This is a genomic window from Staphylococcus sp. SB1-57, assembly GCF_017086425.1.
Taxonomy (GTDB): domain Bacteria; phylum Bacillota; class Bacilli; order Staphylococcales; family Staphylococcaceae; genus Staphylococcus; species Staphylococcus warneri_A.
The window spans coordinates 1,274,961-1,291,764 of the sequence record NZ_CP070964.1 but is presented as its reverse complement, the minus strand read 5'-3'; the positions used below and the strand labels follow the sequence as shown (position 1 = coordinate 1,291,764).

Here is a 16,804-nt window from a genome sequence, read left to right as displayed (position 1 = left end):
TCTCTCCTAGTTAACTTTGTTATAATTCTATATCTGCACTGATTAACCTTCTAAGTTGCCCCTCATCATCTTTCACCATTAAGAATCCATCATGGTCGATATCTATTGCTTCGCCAATAAATTGTTTATCATTTTCAGTAAAGCGCAATTGTTTATTCCACATATTTGTTGCAGCGATATATTCTTCTCTGATCTCTTCAAATGGAACAGTCAAAAATTGTTGATAGCGGCATTCAATATTTTGAGTTAATACATCTAGAAATTCATATCTATTAAAGTTATTTTCAGAATGAATTCGTATACTGGTTGCGCTATGCTGAATCTCTTCATCAAAATCAGAAACGTCATGATTCATATTAATGCCTATACCACATATAATTGCTTCAATAGCATCATAATTAGCAACCATATCAGTTAAAAAACCACATACTTTTTTGCCATCTATGTATATATCGTTTGGCCATTTTATTGTTACATCATGCTTTGAAAATTGTTGTATCGCATCTCTTATACCTAATGCTATAAATAAATTGAATTTAGGAATCATTGCATATGGTACATCGGGACGTAGGACAATCGACATCCAAAGTCCTTTCCCTTTACTAGAACGCCAATATCTATTGAAACGTCCACGCCCTTTCGTTTGTTCGTCGCTTAAAATAATAAATGAATCCTGGTTCCCTACTAGTGCTTGCTTTGCTTTGAGTTGAGTTGAATCAACTGTACTCATAACGTCAACATAGTCAAATATGTGACGTTGCTCAATAAATGGATTAACAATGCCACTGTACCATTGATCAGGTAATTGTTTCAGTAAATGCCCTTTATGATTAATAGATTCTATTTGACACCCGTTCATTTTTAATTGATCAATGACTTTTTTAACAGCTGCTCTTGAAATATTTAATTGATCTGCAATATATTGACCTGAAATATATTCAGGTTGATGTTCATATAACATTCTAACGACATCTTGACTATATTTCGACATGTTTATCCACCCATTTCATTATTTCATCGTGTGTGTTAATAACTTGTTTCGTTATTACTGCACATTCTATTTGTCGTAAAACATCTTTTACCCAAGGTCCACCTCGTTGATTTAAATGTTGCATTAAATCACTACCATTCACTGCAAGTTGTTGTCGTTCATGTATTGGTAATTGATGATAACTTTCCATGATTGACTGTGGATTAATCATCAGTGGATTGGGTGTCTCAAATTGATTCTTAGATAGTAGCGTACTAAGCTCAATTACAGTTAATATATCATTGATATCATAGTCGTATACCATCATTATTAAATCTTTTTTAGTGCTAATGGTTGGTAATTGACTAATAATGTTTGTTAGTTGTTTAATATGAGACTTCTCTTTATTACTTATTTTAAGTGGTGACAAAGATTGTTGTTCATCAAATTTTGAGTTAATCAATGCTATCCATGTATCAAAATGCATCGGTTCGTCGATGTTTAATAGATGCATTTCAAAATTTTGAAAATAAGGTATATAGTTAAACGCCTTTAATTGATTGAGATGATGATAACTCGTAGCAACATTTCGCCCAGAAATTAATTTTTTTAGCTCAACAATGATACGTTCAATTGATAAATATTTAATATCTTCAATTTGATTTGCCATAGCTTTAAATGTATGATTTTCAATTTTGAAATTAAGTTGTGATTGAAAACGCAATCCTCGTAATATGCGCAGTGCATCTTCTTCAAATCGTTCAGTAGGTTGTCCCACCGTTCTGATAATGCCATTTTTAATATCATCTTCGCCATTAAAATAATCAAATGTTTGATAATCTGTATCCATTGCAATGGCGTTGATGGTAAAATCACGACGTTGTACATCTTCATATAAATCTCGCACAAAATGTACATCGCTAGGTCTTCGGTGATCAATATATTCTTCTTCTGCACGGAATGTAGTTACTTCATAATTTTCATGATTGTATACCACATTAATCGTTCCATGCTCTTTGCCTATAGGTATCGTATGATCGAATATGGACTCAATTTCATCTGGTGTGGCACTTGTAGTGATATCTATATCATGGATGGGACGTTGCATTAAGTAATCTCTAACAGAACCACCAACAAAATATGCTTGATACCCGTGCTGTTGTATTTGGTTTAAAATGGGTTTAGCACTCTCAAATAGTTCATTAGTCATGCAAGTCCTCACCTTTATTTAGCATTTTACGATAATAATATTCATATTGGTCAGTAATTAATTCTGAACCAAAACGCTGCTCAATGTCTAATAGCATTTGTGACTGAAATTGTTCATAAAGTTTGCGATCTTGTAACAGTTTAATAGCATATTGTGCTGCTTGTTCGCTATCCCCTACATCGACAATATAGCCTGTTTCACCATGTTTGATAACTTCTTTAATTCCACCTGCGTTTGACCCTATAGGTACGACGCCTGTTTTCATTGCTTCTAACAGTGTTAAACCAAAACTTTCTTTTTCACTTAATAAGAGTACTAAATCGGACAATTGATAAAATGCGCTCACATTGTCTTGTTTCCCTAAAAATAAGACATGTTCTTCTACACCTAAATCTCGTGTCTTTTGACGCATATCAATAAGTTCAGGCCCATCACCTAAAAGTACTAATTTACTTGGTATTTTTTCATGAACTTTAGCAAACGTTTCAATTATGGTGTCGATACGTTTGACGGATCTAAAGTTAGAAACATGTATGAGTACCTTTTCATTGGGTGAAATACCATAATCTGTTTTAAATGTTTCATCATGTCGTGTAGGGAATTCATTTTCTCTTACAAAATTATAAATTGGAACAATTTCTTTGTCAGTATGAATAATTTCTTTTGTTTGTTCTGCTAATGAATGACTCACACTTGTAACGATATCACTTTCTTCAATACCAAATTTAATAGCACCTTTTAATGAATGATCATAGCCTAGTACAGTAATATCTGTGCCATGTAAGGTAGTCATCATTTTAATATCTTTGCCTGACATATGCTTCGCTAAAATACCACAGATGGCATGAGGTACAGCATAGTGCATATGTAGAATATCTAAATCATATTCTTTAATAACTTCTGAAATTTTTGTGCTTAATGTAATATCGTATGGTGGATATTGGAAAACGGCATATTGATTTACTTCGACTTGATGGAAAATCATATTTGGTAATGGTTTACGGATTCTAAATGGTATATTTGAAGTTATAAAATGGACTTCGTGTCCTCTTTCTGCCATTTTAATGCCTAACTCTGTAGCAATAATGCCTGAACCACCCATGGACGGGTAACAAGTAATACCTATTTTCATCAATAACCCATCCTTTCTTTATTATTTTTAACTATTTATCTTCTTTCGAATCGATCATGATCTCGAGTATTAAATTTGTCCATTGTTTCATTAAAACTTTCTGTCATATCGATATCTAGAGAATTGGCAATACATAATAATACAAATAGATTATCGCCTAATTCTGCTTTAATGGTATTTTCTTCTTCTGTATCCTTCTTTTTCTTTTCACCATATTGATGGTTGATTTCTCTAGATAATTCTCCGACTTCCTCTGTTAGTCTAGCAAGATTAGCTAATGGAGAAAAATAACCTGCTTTAAATTGACTAATGTAGTCATCTACTTCTTTTTGCATTTGAGTCATTGATTTCAATTAACGTCTCTCCTTTGAATGCATTTCTAATATAGTATATATCAAAATAAAGTGATATGCATTCTTAGTGCAATCAAAGTGAGCGCTTGCTTTAAATAAAAAATGGTTGATATCATCACTTGGATGATATCAACCATTATGTGTATCTAAATTTAAGTCTGACGAGATTAATCACTTGATCTAGCGATTAAAATAATACGAGCTAATTCAGCTAATGCTACTGCAGTAGATGCAACATATGTCATTGCTGCAGCTGATAATACTTTCTTAGCGTGTTTGTACTCTTTCTCATTTACGATATTCAATGCTGTGATTTGTTTCATTGCACGTGAACTGGCGTCGAATTCGACTGGTAACGTCACAATTGAGAATAAAACAGCAAGTGACATTAAACCTGCACCAATCCATAATGCAGTAGATCCGAATGCACTGCCTAATGCAGTTAACACGATACCTAACATAATAACCATATAACTTAAGGAACTACCTAAGTTGGCAACAGGTACCAATGCTGATCTGAATCTTAAGAAAACATAACCTTGTTGGTGTTGAATTGCGTGTCCACATTCATGGGCTGCAATAGCTGTACCAGCAACAGAAGGTCTATCGTAGTTTGCAGGAGATAAACAAACAACTTTTTTGTTTGGGTCATAGTGGTCTGTTAAGAAGCCATCACCTTTAACTACATCGACATCGTAAATGCCATTAGCATGTAAAATCTCTTCAGCTACTTCACGACCAGTTTTACCACTAGTGGATCTAACCTGTGAGTATTTTTCATAATTAGATTTAACTTTATGTTGTGCCCACATAGGGATGACCATTAATATTACAAAATAAATAATCATTGATATTAAAGACAATAAACTCACTCTCCTTTAATCATATTCTACTGTCAAATTGCACTTTAATCAAATGATTTAACTTTAATGATACGTTCTAAATACAAATATAAAATTAGTGAAATGACACTTAGACAAATAGATAATACTCCAATTTCTACAACATGGGAAGCAATAAACTTATAATAAGGAAATTGCATTTTTACGTAATCAATATAATCGTTCACTAACACCCAAATGAAAGAGACGATAAAGCCTATTGTCGTAATATTAAAACGAGGATAAAAGTAAAAGGCTTGAAGTGCCATGATACCGTGAGATAACAATAGCATAAGTCCATTTATAGTTATATCACCGTCAATGATAAACATAATGATATTCATAATAACCGCCCACACGCCATATTTAACTAATGTGACAAAAGCGAGTGCTTGGATGATAGATGAAGATCGATTAAGTAAAAGCAAACCAATCACAATTGATAAAAATAATGAAGCGGTTGGACTATCAGGCACAAACGGTAAAAAATATGTTGGAGTGATATAGAGTTGTCCACTATACCAATCGTAACCATAAATTGTCCCTAATATATTGCAAATCAATAAAAAAATTAAAAATGGACGATTGTACAACGAAATTTCCCAATATTGTTTAATTGTCATCATCAGAGTCTCCGTTATCACTATTCATTTGTTTCGTCTTTAGAACGTTCAGAATTTGAGTAAGCTGATAAAATCGTTCTTGTTCTTTCATTTGAAGACTTAAATCGATATTATCTTGTAGTCGCTCAATTAATGTTGCCTGTTTACGTTCATTTATCGAAATGGCATATAAATCTTGTACATATGATGAATAATTAGGTGAATGAATTAATTGTGCTAATATCAGATCATCTAAGCGACTTTCACGTTGTTGCTTATTTGAAAATTGCAATTGAATATCAAATGAAATTTCATTATTAGCTATCAATTCAAATATTTCATTCGTATTTACAAGTTGTAGTTGTTCACCATTAAATTGAATTGCAGAAGCATGTGATTCTACTTCTGCAATTTGTAAAGTTTGATGATGCGTGATACCTTCATCAACAAAGTGAATATATTGTAGTTTTTTAGGACTAGCTTTTAAATAATTTAATACCCAAACTGAGATACGAGATTTAAATTCATAATGAAATAAAAGATACTCGATAAAGCTTTGTTTCATTTTAGTTAGGGAGTTATTCATTCATTAATCACCCTTTTAAGACTGTAAGCGCATTGCTTCATCGTGCCATGTTTCATTGCTTGGATCCATTTCTAATAATTGATCTAGTATTGATTTAGCTGTATCTTTTTGACCGATTTCTAATAAATAGAAATAGTAGTCGCTTAAAAATTCAGATTGTGATTTAAGTGTAGGATAAGCCAATTCGAAGAAATGCTGTGCTTCTTTATCTCGTTCTTCTTGTCCATATGCATAGGCTAAATGCCACATAAATACAGGATCTAGGTCTTCTTCATCTACATAAGTTAATAATTCAATGATTGCTTCGTAATCCTCTTCACTTCTATACAAATCACTTAAAATAAGTAATGGTTCATGGTAAGCATTATCTATTTCTAATGCTTGTTTTAATAAAGTAACACCTTCATTAGCATCGCCATGTTCAATTTCAAGACTGCCTGTTGATACCATTAATTCCTTATAAAATTGACTCAGTCGCAATCCTTCTTTACCAATTTCAATCGCATCTGGATAATTTTTTTCATTTTCGTATAAAGATTGTAAGTAGAAGTAGCCTTGTAAGAAATCAGGGTCTTTAGATAATAATGATTTCATAATCTTAATAGCTTCTTGTGTTATATCATTTTTTTCATATGCTATTGCCTTTTTGAAATAGTCTTCTGAATTCATTTCAGTTTCATTAATTTCATCATATAATCGAATCGCATCGCTGTAATTACCACTCTGTAAACTACAATCTGCTTGTCTTGAGAACAGATTGATACCATTGACTTCGTATTCACCAGTTTCGAGAACTGTTTCATATTCAGTAGTTGCACGAAGGTATTGTCCATCAAAATAAAGTAATTCTGCTAAAGCAAAATGTAAAATAGGATCGTTTGGTTCTAGCTGGATGGCTGACTGTATCTTGTCGATTGCGACTTCGAGCATGTTTATTTGTTGATATAAGTCTGCTTCAAGCATTAATTTTTCAGTAGATACTTCAACTTGACTTAAATATTCTAACGCTTCATCAGTTTGATTCTCTGACATTAATCCTTCAATAAAGTAGATGAGTAGTTCGCTTTCGTCAGGATATCTATGATATAACGTTCTGAAAACTTCTAAACCTTGAGGTGTTAAGCCGAAATTATATAGCGTTTCACCTAATATGAATAGTGCGTCATCGTTATTAGAACTAAGCGCTTCATTCACACGTGTATCTAAATTTGTTAATTTTTGTAAATTGATATCGTCTATTAATTTGTAGATATCTTCCATTACTATTATCCCTCATTTTCTAAAAGCTTTAATTTTGGTAAGAAGCCTGGAAATGAAACATTGACTGCATCAAATTGTTCAATCGTTAAAGGTTCTGAGCTTAGTAACGATGCGATAGCTAACATCATACCGATACGGTGATCGGTTTGACTATCTACAGTTACACTTGTTTTAAATTCTGACGGATGAATAATAAGGCCATCATTTGTAGGTTGTAATTCGAAACCTAATTGATTTAACATGTCTGCTGTTGTATCGATACGATTGGTTTCTTTAACCTTCAACTCTTCAGCATCTTTAATAACGCTTGTACCAGATGCTTGTGTACATAATAATGCAATCACTGGCAACTCATCTATGGCTCTTGGTACGAGTTCTCCATGAATTTGTATTGGCTTTAAATTAGGTGTGTATTGAACTCTAATAGACGCAGTTGGCTCAGCTTCTTTAGTCACATTAGATAATTCAATACGACCACCCATTTGTTGAACGATATCTATGATACCGGAACGTGTTGGGTTAATGCCAACATTATGAATTGTAACATCACTTCCAGGTGTTATTAAGGCTGCAACGATGAAAAAGGCTGCTGAAGAAATATCACCAGGTACATAGAAGTCATGTGGTTTGATATGTTTTACTGCTAAAGGCTCTGTGACAATCGTTTTACCATTTACAATAATAGGAATATTAAAATGATTAAACATTGTCTCTGTGTGGTTACGACTCACATCAATTTCAGTAATACTCGATGATTCATTTGAAAAAATGCTTGCGAATAAAATAGCACTTTTCACTTGAGCACTCGCTACTTCCATTGTATAAGTCATTCCTTTAATGTCAGAAGGCTTAATAATGAGTGGTGTATAGTTACCCTCTACACCACAAATATTGGCATTCATTTTCAATAAAGGATTGAGCACTCTATCCATGGGTCTTTTACCAATAGATACATCTCCAGATAGAACACTTTCGATACCAATACCGCTCAGTAGACCGGCTAATAAGCGTGTGGTAGTTCCTGAATTACCTGTATAGAGTACTTGGTGCGGTGTTTTAAAATGTTGGTAGCCAGGTGAATCGACGATTAATCTATCTTCTTCTTCAGTAATTGAAACACCTAAAAGTCTAAAAATATTCATTGTTCTTTTACAATCTTCACCGAGTAAAGGTTTGTGAATTTGTGTTTGACCAGTAGCTAATGATGCGAGCATAATTGCTCGATGTGTCATTGATTTATCACCAGGTACTTCTATTTCGCCTTTTAAAGGCCCATTAATTTGAATTGTTTCTGCAGTCGACATCATTTATTCACCTACTTAATTTTAGATTGGAGTTCTTTAAATGCAGCTAAATGTGTAGATTGATCAACGTGTTGAACGACTGCATTACCTAAAGATTTTAATAATACCATCTGAATACCATCATGATTATTCTTTTTATCTAATAGCATAAATTGATAAATATCATCGAAATGAAGTTCTTTAATGATTTGGATTGGATATGCTAAAGCATCTAAATAATTTAAGTAATGATCAATATCGTAGTTTGTTTTTAATAAATGATTTGCCACTATAAACTGATACACAATTCCAATCATAACTGCATGTCCATGTGGAATTTTATATTTATACTCTATTGCATGTCCAAAGGTATGTCCTAAATTTAAAAATTTACGAACACCTTGCTCTTTTTCATCATTAATTACAATATTAAGCTTTGTTTCAATCCCTTTATAAATAAAAGTTTCCATATCATTTAATGAGGCTAAAGCATCTTTATTTGAAAAATGTTGTTCTATCTTCCTAGTATCTGCTTCACCATTGAGTAAAGCATGTTTATAAACTTCCGCATAACCACTAAGTACTTCACTATAAGGTAAGGTTGTTAAAAAGTCTAAATCATATAAAACGGCACTAGGACGATAAAAGGCACCTATCAGATTTTTACCATGTTGAGAATTAATACCTACCTTACCTCCGATACTTGAATCGTGTGCTAATATAGTTGTAGGTACTTGTATAAATGCAACGCCTCTTAATAAGCTTGATGCAACGAATCCTGCAAAATCTCCTGTTGCTCCACCACCAATAGCTACAATTGATGTATTACGCGTAATTTGATGACTGAGTATGGATTCAATGATGTCATGGAAATGTGCAAATGTTTTTGTTTGTTCACCTGATGGTATGATTATTTTAGTAGCATGATTGGCTTGAATCAATTGGTCTAACTTGTTTTTAAATAATTGATATACAGTATCATCGATGATAAAAAATGATTGATCATATGATTGGTTGATTTCATTTAATAGATTGATTGCGCCATGTTCTACAATTATAGGATAGTTGTTGTTTGCGTATGTTGTGTTTAACTTCATATTTAATCACCTGAATTATACGAATTAGAATTCGATATTTAATTGTCTACGTTCTGCTATTTGTGCTTTAAGTTGGTCGATATGATTAGCTTGAAATTCTTCTAATAATGCTTTAGCAAGTTCGAATGCAACGACATGTTCACAAACAACACTTGCTGCAGGTACAGCACAACTATCAGATCTTTCAATAGTCGCTTTGAAATCTTCTTTGGTATTGATATCTACAGAGTTTAAAGGTTTATATAAAGTTGGTATTGGCTTCATCACACCATTGACAATAATTGGCATTCCATTAGACATACCACCTTCAAAACCACCTAAATGATTGGATGCTCTATAGTATCCTTTGGTTTCGTTATACATAATTTCATCTTGAATTTCACTGCCTGGTTTCTCAGCAGCTTTAAATCCTTCACCGAAACTTACACCTTTAAATGCATTGATACTTACAACGCCTTGAGCAATACGGCCATCTAATTTTCTATCATAGTGGACATAACTACCGATACCTACAGGCATATTTTCAGCCATAACTTGAACGACACCACCGATTGAGTCGCCTTCTTTTTTGGCTTGATCTATTTTATCTCTCATTTGTTGTGCGATATCTTCATTAATGACACGAACATCATTTTTATCAACATTAGATTTAAATGTTTCAACGTCATATAGCCCTTCGTCTTTAATACCACCAATTTCTACCACACGACTATAGATATGGATATCTAATTGTTCTAATAATATTTTAGAGACGGCGCCGACAGCTACACGAGCAGCTGTTTCTCTAGCTGATGAACGTTCTAAAACATTACGCAGATCACGATGGTTGTACTTCATACCACCAATCAAGTCTGCATGACCTGGTCTAGGTTTAGTAATTGTACGTTTCATATTTTCTCTTTCTTCATCACTAATTGGCGCAGCACCCATAATTTTTCTCCAATGTGTAAAGTCATCGTTTGTAACAACAAGTGTGATGGGACTACCTAGGGTATAACCATTTCTTACACCTGAAACAATTTCAATTGCATCTTTTTCAATCTGCATGCGACGTCCTCTGCCGTATCCACCTTGTCTCTTAAACATCTCTTTATTAATATCTTCAGCTTTAATTTCTAAATTAGCTGGGACACCTTCAATAATTACTGTTAGTTGTGGGCCATGTGATTCACCGGAAGTTAAATATCTCATCAAAGCACACTCCTTTCCATTGAGTTCGTTTATAAATTATTATATTGGTTTAATCATATCATAATCAATAAATCAATATAAGTTTAGCAAACGATCGCTATATTTATTGATTTTAAAATATTTAAATTTCCATAAATATGATTGATTAATAGATTTAATCATTATAGAGTTTTAGCGTAAAAAAGTCGAAGAAATAAAAAAAGTGATGTGTCATAGACACATCACTTTGGATAAAATGAATAACGTTTTATGTTTGATATTATTCGTACAACCAAGCGTCTCTAGGAGATTCGTAACTACTGATTTCTTCTTCTTTGAACCATAAGTTAATTTCTCTTTCTGCTGATTCAACAGAGTCAGAACCGTGGATGATATTTCTACCAACTGTTAAACCTAAATCTCCTCTAATTGAACCAGGAGCAGCCTCAGATGGATTTGTGCTTCCGATAATGTGACGAGATACTGCAACAGCATCTTCACCTTCAACAACCATTGCAAATACTGGTGCTGAAGTAATGAAAGAGATTAAATTATTGTAGAAAGGTTTTCCTTCATGCTCACCATAATGTTTTTCTGCCAATTCTTGTGGTACTTGCATTAACTTACCACCTACAAGTTTTAATCCTTTGTTTTCAATTCGAGAAATAATTTCTCCAATTAAATTTCTTTGTACTGCATCTGGTTTAATCATTAAAAATGTACGTTCCACCTGCGTAGTCCCCCTGTAATTTAATGTAACAAGTTTCTAGTGTATGTATAAGTTGACTTGTCCGGCTATTAATAACCTAGCTAACTATTATCATACCAATAATTTAAAGCGCTTTCAAGTTGATTTACATGCTTTACACGTTTCGAGAGCCCATTTTTTTAATTAACTTTTTAAATAATTGACGTGCTTGATTGTCTTCTAATTCATCAATTAAATTTAATGCTTTTTCTAAGTATTTTTCACTTATATCTTTAGATACTTGAATATTATTAGATTGACGAATGATATTGATACACGCTTCGAACTGTTCTTTATTACTATTTGGATGTAGTTCTTCAATCATTTGTCTAAATGCTGAATTATCTCTCATTTCAAGTAATACTGGTAAAGTGATATGTCCATTCATTAAATCACTACCAACAGGTTTACCTAGTTTCTTTTCAGTGCTCGTAAAATCGAGTATATCATCAACAATTTGGAAACTCATTCCAATGTAATGACCAATCATTTTTAACTTGTGAATCGTTTTAATATCAGAGCCAGCTGTGATTGCACCCACCTCGGTAGCAAGTTGAATTAAAAGTGCAGTTTTACGGTTGATTCGTCGTAAATAGTTGGTCATTGTTTGTTGGCTATTGAATTGATCTTGGAATTGAAATAGCTCTCCTCGACAGACATCTACAATAGATTCTGATAAAATTTCATGAACACGTTTGTCTTTAATCTCTGATAAATGTTGTAGACCTAATGCTAGTAAAAAATTGCCTGTAATAATAGCTGTAGTTTGATCCCATTTTTTAGATATAGTTAAACGGCCTCTACGTTTATCACTTTTATCTATGACATCATCATGAACTAATGTTGCCATATGAATAAGTTCTAATGCGACGGCTACTTTGTATGTATCTTCAGAAACGCCTTCTTCTTTACCGAATTGGCTACTAAGTATAACAAAAGCGGGTCTTACACGTTTCCCCCCTGAAGATAGTAAATGAAAAGCAGCCTCTTCAAGTACTTTATCTTGACTATGGATAGCTTGTTCAAGACGCTTTTCAACTTTTTTTATTTCATTGTTCATGTTTAACTTTGCCACGTTAATCACCTTTGGTCTGATCATTTTTGTTTATAGCCAAGGTGCATTGCAGCAACGCCACCTGTGAAGCTACGTACTTTAATATTACTAAATCCTGCTTGTTCAAATAGTCGTTTTAATTTTTCTTTACCTGGGAAGTCAAAGGTTGATTGTTGTAACCATTCGTATTCTTCTTTAGATTTTGCGAATAACTTACCAAATATAGGCATTACAAATTTGAAATATAAACGATAAACTTGTTTGAATACTGGTAAAGTTGGTTGGCTAGTCTCTAAACAGACAATCATGCCACCTGGTTTTAGCACACGTTCCATCTCTTTGAGTGCACCTAAGTAGTCAGGTACATTTCTCAAACCGAACCCTATTGTCACATAATCAAATGATGCATCATCAAAAGGTAAATTCATTGCATCACCATGGACTAAATGAATGTTGTCCATATGAGCGGTCTTTTCTTTCCCAACTTCTAACATGTTTTCACTAAAATCTAATCCAGTCACCTCTCCTTGAGGTCCTACTGCTTTACTTAATGCGATTGTCCAATCGGCAGTACCACAACATACATCTAAAGCTGTACTACCTTTCTTTACTGCCATTTCTTTCATAACACGATTTCTCCAAACTTTGTGTTGTTCGAAGCTAATGATATTATTCAATCTATCGTATTTTTTTGATATGTTTTGGAAAACTGTATGAACTTGTTCTTTTTTAGCATTATTTTCAGCCATCTTAATTACCTCTTCTTTTTTCTAGCGTTTGTTTGATGTCTTTCATTATTTGGTTAATACGTTCTTTATTATAGTTTTTTAAATATGATGGATAGTAATCATGTACATCATCATATAAAAATTCATATATACGATTAGCATTTTCTTCATCGCAAAAATGTGACAGCGTAATATATGGGAATAAAGTTTCAACTTTAAATATGGCGTTACTAGCTTCATCATCAGTTAAAACATGTTGATGAAGTGATGATTTCAACTCACTTACTTCAACAATAGCTTTACTCATTGCAAGCTGATATGTTGGATCATTGATTTCAGCTAGAATAGTATAGAAATGTGCACTAAGTAGATCACCAACTAAAATTGAATGTTTTGATAACCCACTGTTAGATATATCATCTAAATGTTTCATTGAAGTGTCGATTGTGAGGCAAGCTAACTTAGCTTTTTCTGGTAAATCATATGAATCTAATAAATCCCCCAACTTCTCGTTGATTTGGATCGATTCATAATCAACAATACCCTTAAGTCTTTGATTGATATCTATATTTAATTTATTGACAGTAGTTTCCATGTTCACACCTCACGATATTATCACTATTTATATTAACATTATATATCAAAAAATTAAATGTTAGAGTACCTTCTTCTTACAAAGAAAGAAGTTAGGTACTCTTATGCAAAAGCAAAGGCTTTGTAATATTAATGATAGTTATAGCATTAAGATGCCATTATATGTATAAAATTTAATCGTATGTATTGTGCTATCTATCTTCCATCCAAAAATTTAATAGTTTTAATTAACTGGCTTATATATTCGAAATTCATTATAAAAACAAAAAAGCCCCAGAAGGGCTTTTTTAAGTAAAATTATTTTACTGCATCTTTTAATGCTTTACCAGCTTTGAATGCTGGGACTTTACTTGCAGGAATATCAATTTCTTTACCTGTTTGAGGGTTACGGCCTTTACGAGCAGCACGCTCACGTACTTCAAAATTACCGAAACCGATTAATTGTACCTTTTCACCTTTAGCAAGTGAGTTTTGGATAGATTCGAATACAGCGTCAACTGCTGAACCAGCTTCTTTTTTAGTTAAATCAGCTTGCTCTGCTACTGCATTGATTAAATCAGTTTTATTCATTATGAATTCACCTCCTGAGGTTTGATAATGATATCTTTATATCATTATGGTATGACTTTAACACACTGATTACTGTCATCGCAACGATTTATATATTAAAAATGTTGAAATAAAGCGAATAGAATTAATTTTTTTGAAAATCTCATAAAATAAGTGTTATATTACACTAATTATTCAGATTTTTTGTCACGACCCATTAATTCTTTAATACTTTCTTTAACGGGTACATCTTCAAATAACACCTTATATAACGCAGTTGTTATTGGCATTTCTACGTTAACTTCTTGTGCTAAGTAATATACTGATTTTGTTGTGTAAATACCTTCAACTACCATTTTCATTTCTTCAAGTGCTTCATCAGTCGTTTTACCTTGGCCTAATTTATATCCTAAAGTAAAGTTACGTGAATGTGTTGATGTACATGTGACGATTAAATCGCCAATGCCACCTAAGCCAAGGAATGTCATTGGATCTGCACCTAATTTTTCACCTAAGCGACTAATTTCGGCTAAGCCTCTTGTCATAAGTGCTGCTTTTGCATTATCACCAAAGCCCATTCCTGCTACTATACCACTGGCTACGGCAATGATATTTTTTAAAGCGCCACCGAGTTCAACGCCTAAAAGATCATTGTTAGTATATACGCGTAAATAGTCATTCATAAATAAATCTTGTATTAATTGACTTACTTTTTCATCTTTTGAAGAGGCAGCAACAGTTGTAGGTTGTTTGATGACCACTTCTTCTGCATGGCTTGGACCTGATAATACACCAATACCTGCATTGTGTTCTGGAGAAATAGAATCTTCTAACATCTCAGAAACGCGCTTAAAAGTACCATTTTCAATACCTTTTGCTACATGTATAAATGTCTTTTTAGAAGTTAATAAATCATCAATTTGTGTTGCTACTTCTCTCATTGCTTTTGTAGGTAAAGCCATTAAATAGATATCAGCAAAGGCAACTCCTTCACTTAAATCAGTTGTAGCTTTGATAGATGGCTCAAGCTTTGCTTCTTTTAAATAGTTTTTATTCATATGATGTGTATTTAATTCTTCAACGTTTTCACTATTTTTACCCCACATTAATACGTCATGTCCGTTTTGTGCTAATACATTTGCTAAAGCAGTACCAAAACTTCCCATACCAAAAACTGATATTTTAGTCATATTAATATTCCCCTCCGTTTATTAGTTTCTTTTTCTTGGAATGATATGAACAGGTGTACCTTCAAATCCAAATGCATGTCTGATTTGATTTTCTAAGTAACGTTTATAAGAGAAATGCATTAATTCAACATCATTTACAAATACTACGAATGTAGGTGGTTCGATAGCCACTTGTGTTGAATAAAAGACATTTAATCTTCTACCTTTATCTGTAGGAGTTGGATTCATAGAAATAGCATCAGTAATGACTTCATTTAAAGTTGAACTTTGAACACGTTTTTTGTGATTTTCACTTGCTTCTTTAATATATGGGAATAATGTTTTAAGTCTTAATTGTTCTTTAGCAGAAACAAAAGCAATTTGTGCGTAATCTAAGAATTGAAATTCTTTTCTAACATCTTCAGTGAATTTCTTCATTGTTTTGCTATCTTTTTCAACGGTATCCCATTTATTTACTACGATAACAATCGCTTTACCTTCTTCGTGTGCATATCCTGCAACACGTTTGTCTTGCTCGATAATACCTTGTTCTGCATCGATAACAACTAAAACGACATTTGAACGTTCAATCGCTTTTAATGCTCTAAGTACTGAATATTTTTCAGTTGATTCATAGACTTTACCTTTTTTACGCATACCAGCTGTATCGATTAATACGTAATCTTGACCATCAAATGAATATTCTGTATCTACTGCATCTCTAGTAGTGCCTGCTACATTTGATACGATTACACGTTCTTCTCCTAAAATAGCATTAACCAAACTAGATTTACCAACGTTTGGTCGTCCTATTATAGATAATCGAATTGTGTCATCATCATATGGATCTTCTTCCTCTTCGCCGAAGTTTTCGACAACAGCATCTAATAAATCACCTAAACCTAGACCATGTGATCCAGAAATAGGATAAGGTTCTCCAAAGCCTAATGAATAAAAATCATAAATATCATTTCGCATTTCAACGTTATCAACTTTGTTTACTGCAAGGACTACAGGTTTTTTACTTTTATAAAGCATTTGAGCAACCATTTCATCACTTTGCGTCAATCCTTCTCTAACATTGACCACAAATACAATGACATCTGCTTCTTCAATCGCAATTTCAGCTTGTGCTCTTATTTGTGTTTGGAATGGTGCATCTCCGATTTCAATACCACCTGTGTCAATAATATTGAATTCATGCGTTAACCATTCACCTGATGAATAGATTCGGTCTCTGGTTACACCAGGTGTGTCTTCCACGATGGATACACGTTCGCCGACTACTCTATTAAAAATTGTAGATTTACCTACGTTAGGCTTTCCTACAATTGCTACTATAGGTTTAGTCATTTGTTAACTTCCTCTCTTTCTTAATCTCTATAATTTTATCACATGCAAGCACCGATTCAAAATAC

18 protein-coding genes are annotated in these 16,804 nt (G+C 33.0%); all 18 read right to left on the bottom strand.

Annotated elements, in window-relative coordinates; genetic code table 11:
- Positions 1–19 precede the first annotated feature (19 nt).
- The 18 genes from JX000_RS06435 to der all read right to left on the bottom strand — a co-directional run bounded on the left by JX000_RS06435 (position 20) and on the right by der (position 16,739).
- Positions 20–991, bottom strand: coding sequence for a biotin--[acetyl-CoA-carboxylase] ligase (locus tag JX000_RS06435; RefSeq protein ID WP_206140525.1), 972 nt, complete (start codon positions 989–991; stop codon positions 20–22).
- Positions 978–2,180: a CCA tRNA nucleotidyltransferase gene (locus JX000_RS06430; RefSeq protein ID WP_002451148.1), complete on the bottom strand. Its 1,203-nt coding sequence runs from the start codon at positions 2,178–2,180 to the stop codon at positions 978–980. Before JX000_RS06430 ends, JX000_RS06435 begins: the two co-directional genes overlap by 14 nt.
- A complete protein-coding gene (gene bshA, locus JX000_RS06425; protein WP_002451147.1) occupies positions 2,173–3,312 on the bottom strand; it encodes an N-acetyl-alpha-D-glucosaminyl L-malate synthase BshA in 1,140 nt (379 codons plus the stop codon). Before bshA ends, JX000_RS06430 begins: the two co-directional genes overlap by 8 nt.
- Before the next feature lie 35 nt (positions 3,313–3,347).
- Positions 3,348–3,665, bottom strand: a complete 318-nt coding sequence (locus JX000_RS06420; RefSeq protein ID WP_049424119.1) for a nucleotide pyrophosphohydrolase — start codon at positions 3,663–3,665, stop codon at positions 3,348–3,350.
- A gap of 167 nt (positions 3,666–3,832) precedes the next feature.
- Entirely contained in the window at positions 3,833–4,528 is a 696-nt protein-coding gene (locus tag JX000_RS06415) for a zinc metallopeptidase (protein ID WP_002451145.1), read from the bottom strand.
- 44 nt (positions 4,529–4,572) lie between these two features.
- The gene (locus tag JX000_RS06410; RefSeq protein WP_124224725.1) at positions 4,573–5,169 is read right to left on the bottom strand and encodes a DUF1405 domain-containing protein; all 597 of its coding nucleotides are present in this window, start codon (positions 5,167–5,169) and stop codon (positions 4,573–4,575) included.
- The gene (locus JX000_RS06405) at positions 5,159–5,734 is read right to left on the bottom strand and encodes a YpiB family protein (RefSeq protein ID WP_124224724.1); all 576 of its coding nucleotides are present in this window, start codon (positions 5,732–5,734) and stop codon (positions 5,159–5,161) included. Before JX000_RS06405 ends, JX000_RS06410 begins: the two co-directional genes overlap by 11 nt.
- Positions 5,735–5,749: 15 nt before the next feature.
- Positions 5,750–6,994 carry a tetratricopeptide repeat protein gene (locus tag JX000_RS06400; RefSeq protein ID WP_124224723.1) on the bottom strand — a complete coding sequence of 415 codons (1,245 nt, stop codon included), beginning with the start codon at positions 6,992–6,994 and terminating at the stop codon, positions 5,750–5,752.
- A gap of 5 nt (positions 6,995–6,999) precedes the next feature.
- Complete coding sequence (gene aroA / locus JX000_RS06395; RefSeq protein WP_124224722.1) at positions 7,000–8,298, bottom strand: 3-phosphoshikimate 1-carboxyvinyltransferase; 1,299 nt, start codon at positions 8,296–8,298, stop codon at positions 7,000–7,002.
- Positions 8,299–8,309: 11 nt separating this feature from the next.
- A complete protein-coding gene (gene aroB, locus JX000_RS06390; RefSeq protein WP_002451139.1) occupies positions 8,310–9,374 on the bottom strand; it encodes a 3-dehydroquinate synthase in 1,065 nt (354 codons plus the stop codon).
- A 24-nt stretch (positions 9,375–9,398) separates the two neighbouring features.
- A complete protein-coding gene (gene aroC / locus JX000_RS06385) occupies positions 9,399–10,565 on the bottom strand; it encodes a chorismate synthase (RefSeq protein ID WP_037552078.1) in 1,167 nt (388 codons plus the stop codon).
- 259 nt (positions 10,566–10,824) lie between these two features.
- Complete coding sequence (gene ndk / locus JX000_RS06380) at positions 10,825–11,274, bottom strand: nucleoside-diphosphate kinase (RefSeq protein WP_002451137.1); 450 nt, start codon at positions 11,272–11,274, stop codon at positions 10,825–10,827.
- A gap of 133 nt (positions 11,275–11,407) precedes the next feature.
- Positions 11,408–12,367: a polyprenyl synthetase family protein gene (locus JX000_RS06375; RefSeq protein WP_049425243.1), complete on the bottom strand. Its 960-nt coding sequence runs from the start codon at positions 12,365–12,367 to the stop codon at positions 11,408–11,410.
- A 20-nt stretch (positions 12,368–12,387) separates the two neighbouring features.
- Positions 12,388–13,095 (bottom strand): demethylmenaquinone methyltransferase, encoded by a 708-nt coding sequence (locus tag JX000_RS06370; protein WP_206140524.1) that lies wholly within the window; start codon positions 13,093–13,095, stop codon positions 12,388–12,390.
- A 1-nt stretch (position 13,096) separates the two neighbouring features.
- Positions 13,097–13,669, bottom strand: coding sequence for a heptaprenyl pyrophosphate synthase subunit A (locus JX000_RS06365; RefSeq protein WP_206140523.1), 573 nt, complete (start codon positions 13,667–13,669; stop codon positions 13,097–13,099).
- A gap of 296 nt (positions 13,670–13,965) precedes the next feature.
- A complete protein-coding gene (locus tag JX000_RS06360) occupies positions 13,966–14,238 on the bottom strand; it encodes an HU family DNA-binding protein (protein ID WP_001043863.1) in 273 nt (90 codons plus the stop codon).
- A gap of 170 nt (positions 14,239–14,408) precedes the next feature.
- Entirely contained in the window at positions 14,409–15,407 is a 999-nt protein-coding gene (locus tag JX000_RS06355) for an NAD(P)H-dependent glycerol-3-phosphate dehydrogenase (protein WP_206140522.1), read from the bottom strand.
- Between the two features lie 21 nt (positions 15,408–15,428).
- Positions 15,429–16,739: a ribosome biogenesis GTPase Der gene (gene der / locus JX000_RS06350; protein WP_206140521.1), complete on the bottom strand. Its 1,311-nt coding sequence runs from the start codon at positions 16,737–16,739 to the stop codon at positions 15,429–15,431.
- Between the last annotated feature and the right edge of the window lie 65 nt (positions 16,740–16,804).

What these genes read in the sequence shown, in the direction of transcription:
- JX000_RS06435 (WP_206140525.1), bottom strand. Translation starts at nt 991, where the DNA reads ATGTCGAAATATAGTCAAGATGTCGTTAGAATGTTATATGAACATCAA.
- JX000_RS06430 (WP_002451148.1), bottom strand. Translation starts at nt 2,180, where the DNA reads ATGACTAATGAACTATTTGAGAGTGCTAAACCCATTTTAAACCAAATA.
- bshA (WP_002451147.1), bottom strand. Translation starts at nt 3,312, where the DNA reads ATGAAAATAGGTATTACTTGTTACCCGTCCATGGGTGGTTCAGGCATT.
- JX000_RS06410 (WP_124224725.1), bottom strand. Translation starts at nt 5,169, where the DNA reads ATGACAATTAAACAATATTGGGAAATTTCGTTGTACAATCGTCCATTT.
- JX000_RS06405 (WP_124224724.1), bottom strand. Translation starts at nt 5,734, where the DNA reads ATGAATAACTCCCTAACTAAAATGAAACAAAGCTTTATCGAGTATCTT.
- JX000_RS06400 (WP_124224723.1), bottom strand. Translation starts at nt 6,994, where the DNA reads ATGGAAGATATCTACAAATTAATAGACGATATCAATTTACAAAAATTA.
- aroA (WP_124224722.1), bottom strand. Translation starts at nt 8,298, where the DNA reads ATGTCGACTGCAGAAACAATTCAAATTAATGGGCCTTTAAAAGGCGAA.
- aroB (WP_002451139.1), bottom strand. Translation starts at nt 9,374, where the DNA reads ATGAAGTTAAACACAACATACGCAAACAACAACTATCCTATAATTGTA.
- aroC (WP_037552078.1), bottom strand. Translation starts at nt 10,565, where the DNA reads ATGAGATATTTAACTTCCGGTGAATCACATGGCCCACAACTAACAGTA.
- JX000_RS06370 (WP_206140524.1), bottom strand. Translation starts at nt 13,095, where the DNA reads ATGGCTGAAAATAATGCTAAAAAAGAACAAGTTCATACAGTTTTCCAA.
- JX000_RS06365 (WP_206140523.1), bottom strand. Translation starts at nt 13,669, where the DNA reads ATGGAAACTACTGTCAATAAATTAAATATAGATATCAATCAAAGACTT.
- JX000_RS06360 (WP_001043863.1), bottom strand. Translation starts at nt 14,238, where the DNA reads ATGAATAAAACTGATTTAATCAATGCAGTAGCAGAGCAAGCTGATTTA.
- JX000_RS06355 (WP_206140522.1), bottom strand. Translation starts at nt 15,407, where the DNA reads ATGACTAAAATATCAGTTTTTGGTATGGGAAGTTTTGGTACTGCTTTA.
- der (WP_206140521.1), bottom strand. Translation starts at nt 16,739, where the DNA reads ATGACTAAACCTATAGTAGCAATTGTAGGAAAGCCTAACGTAGGTAAA.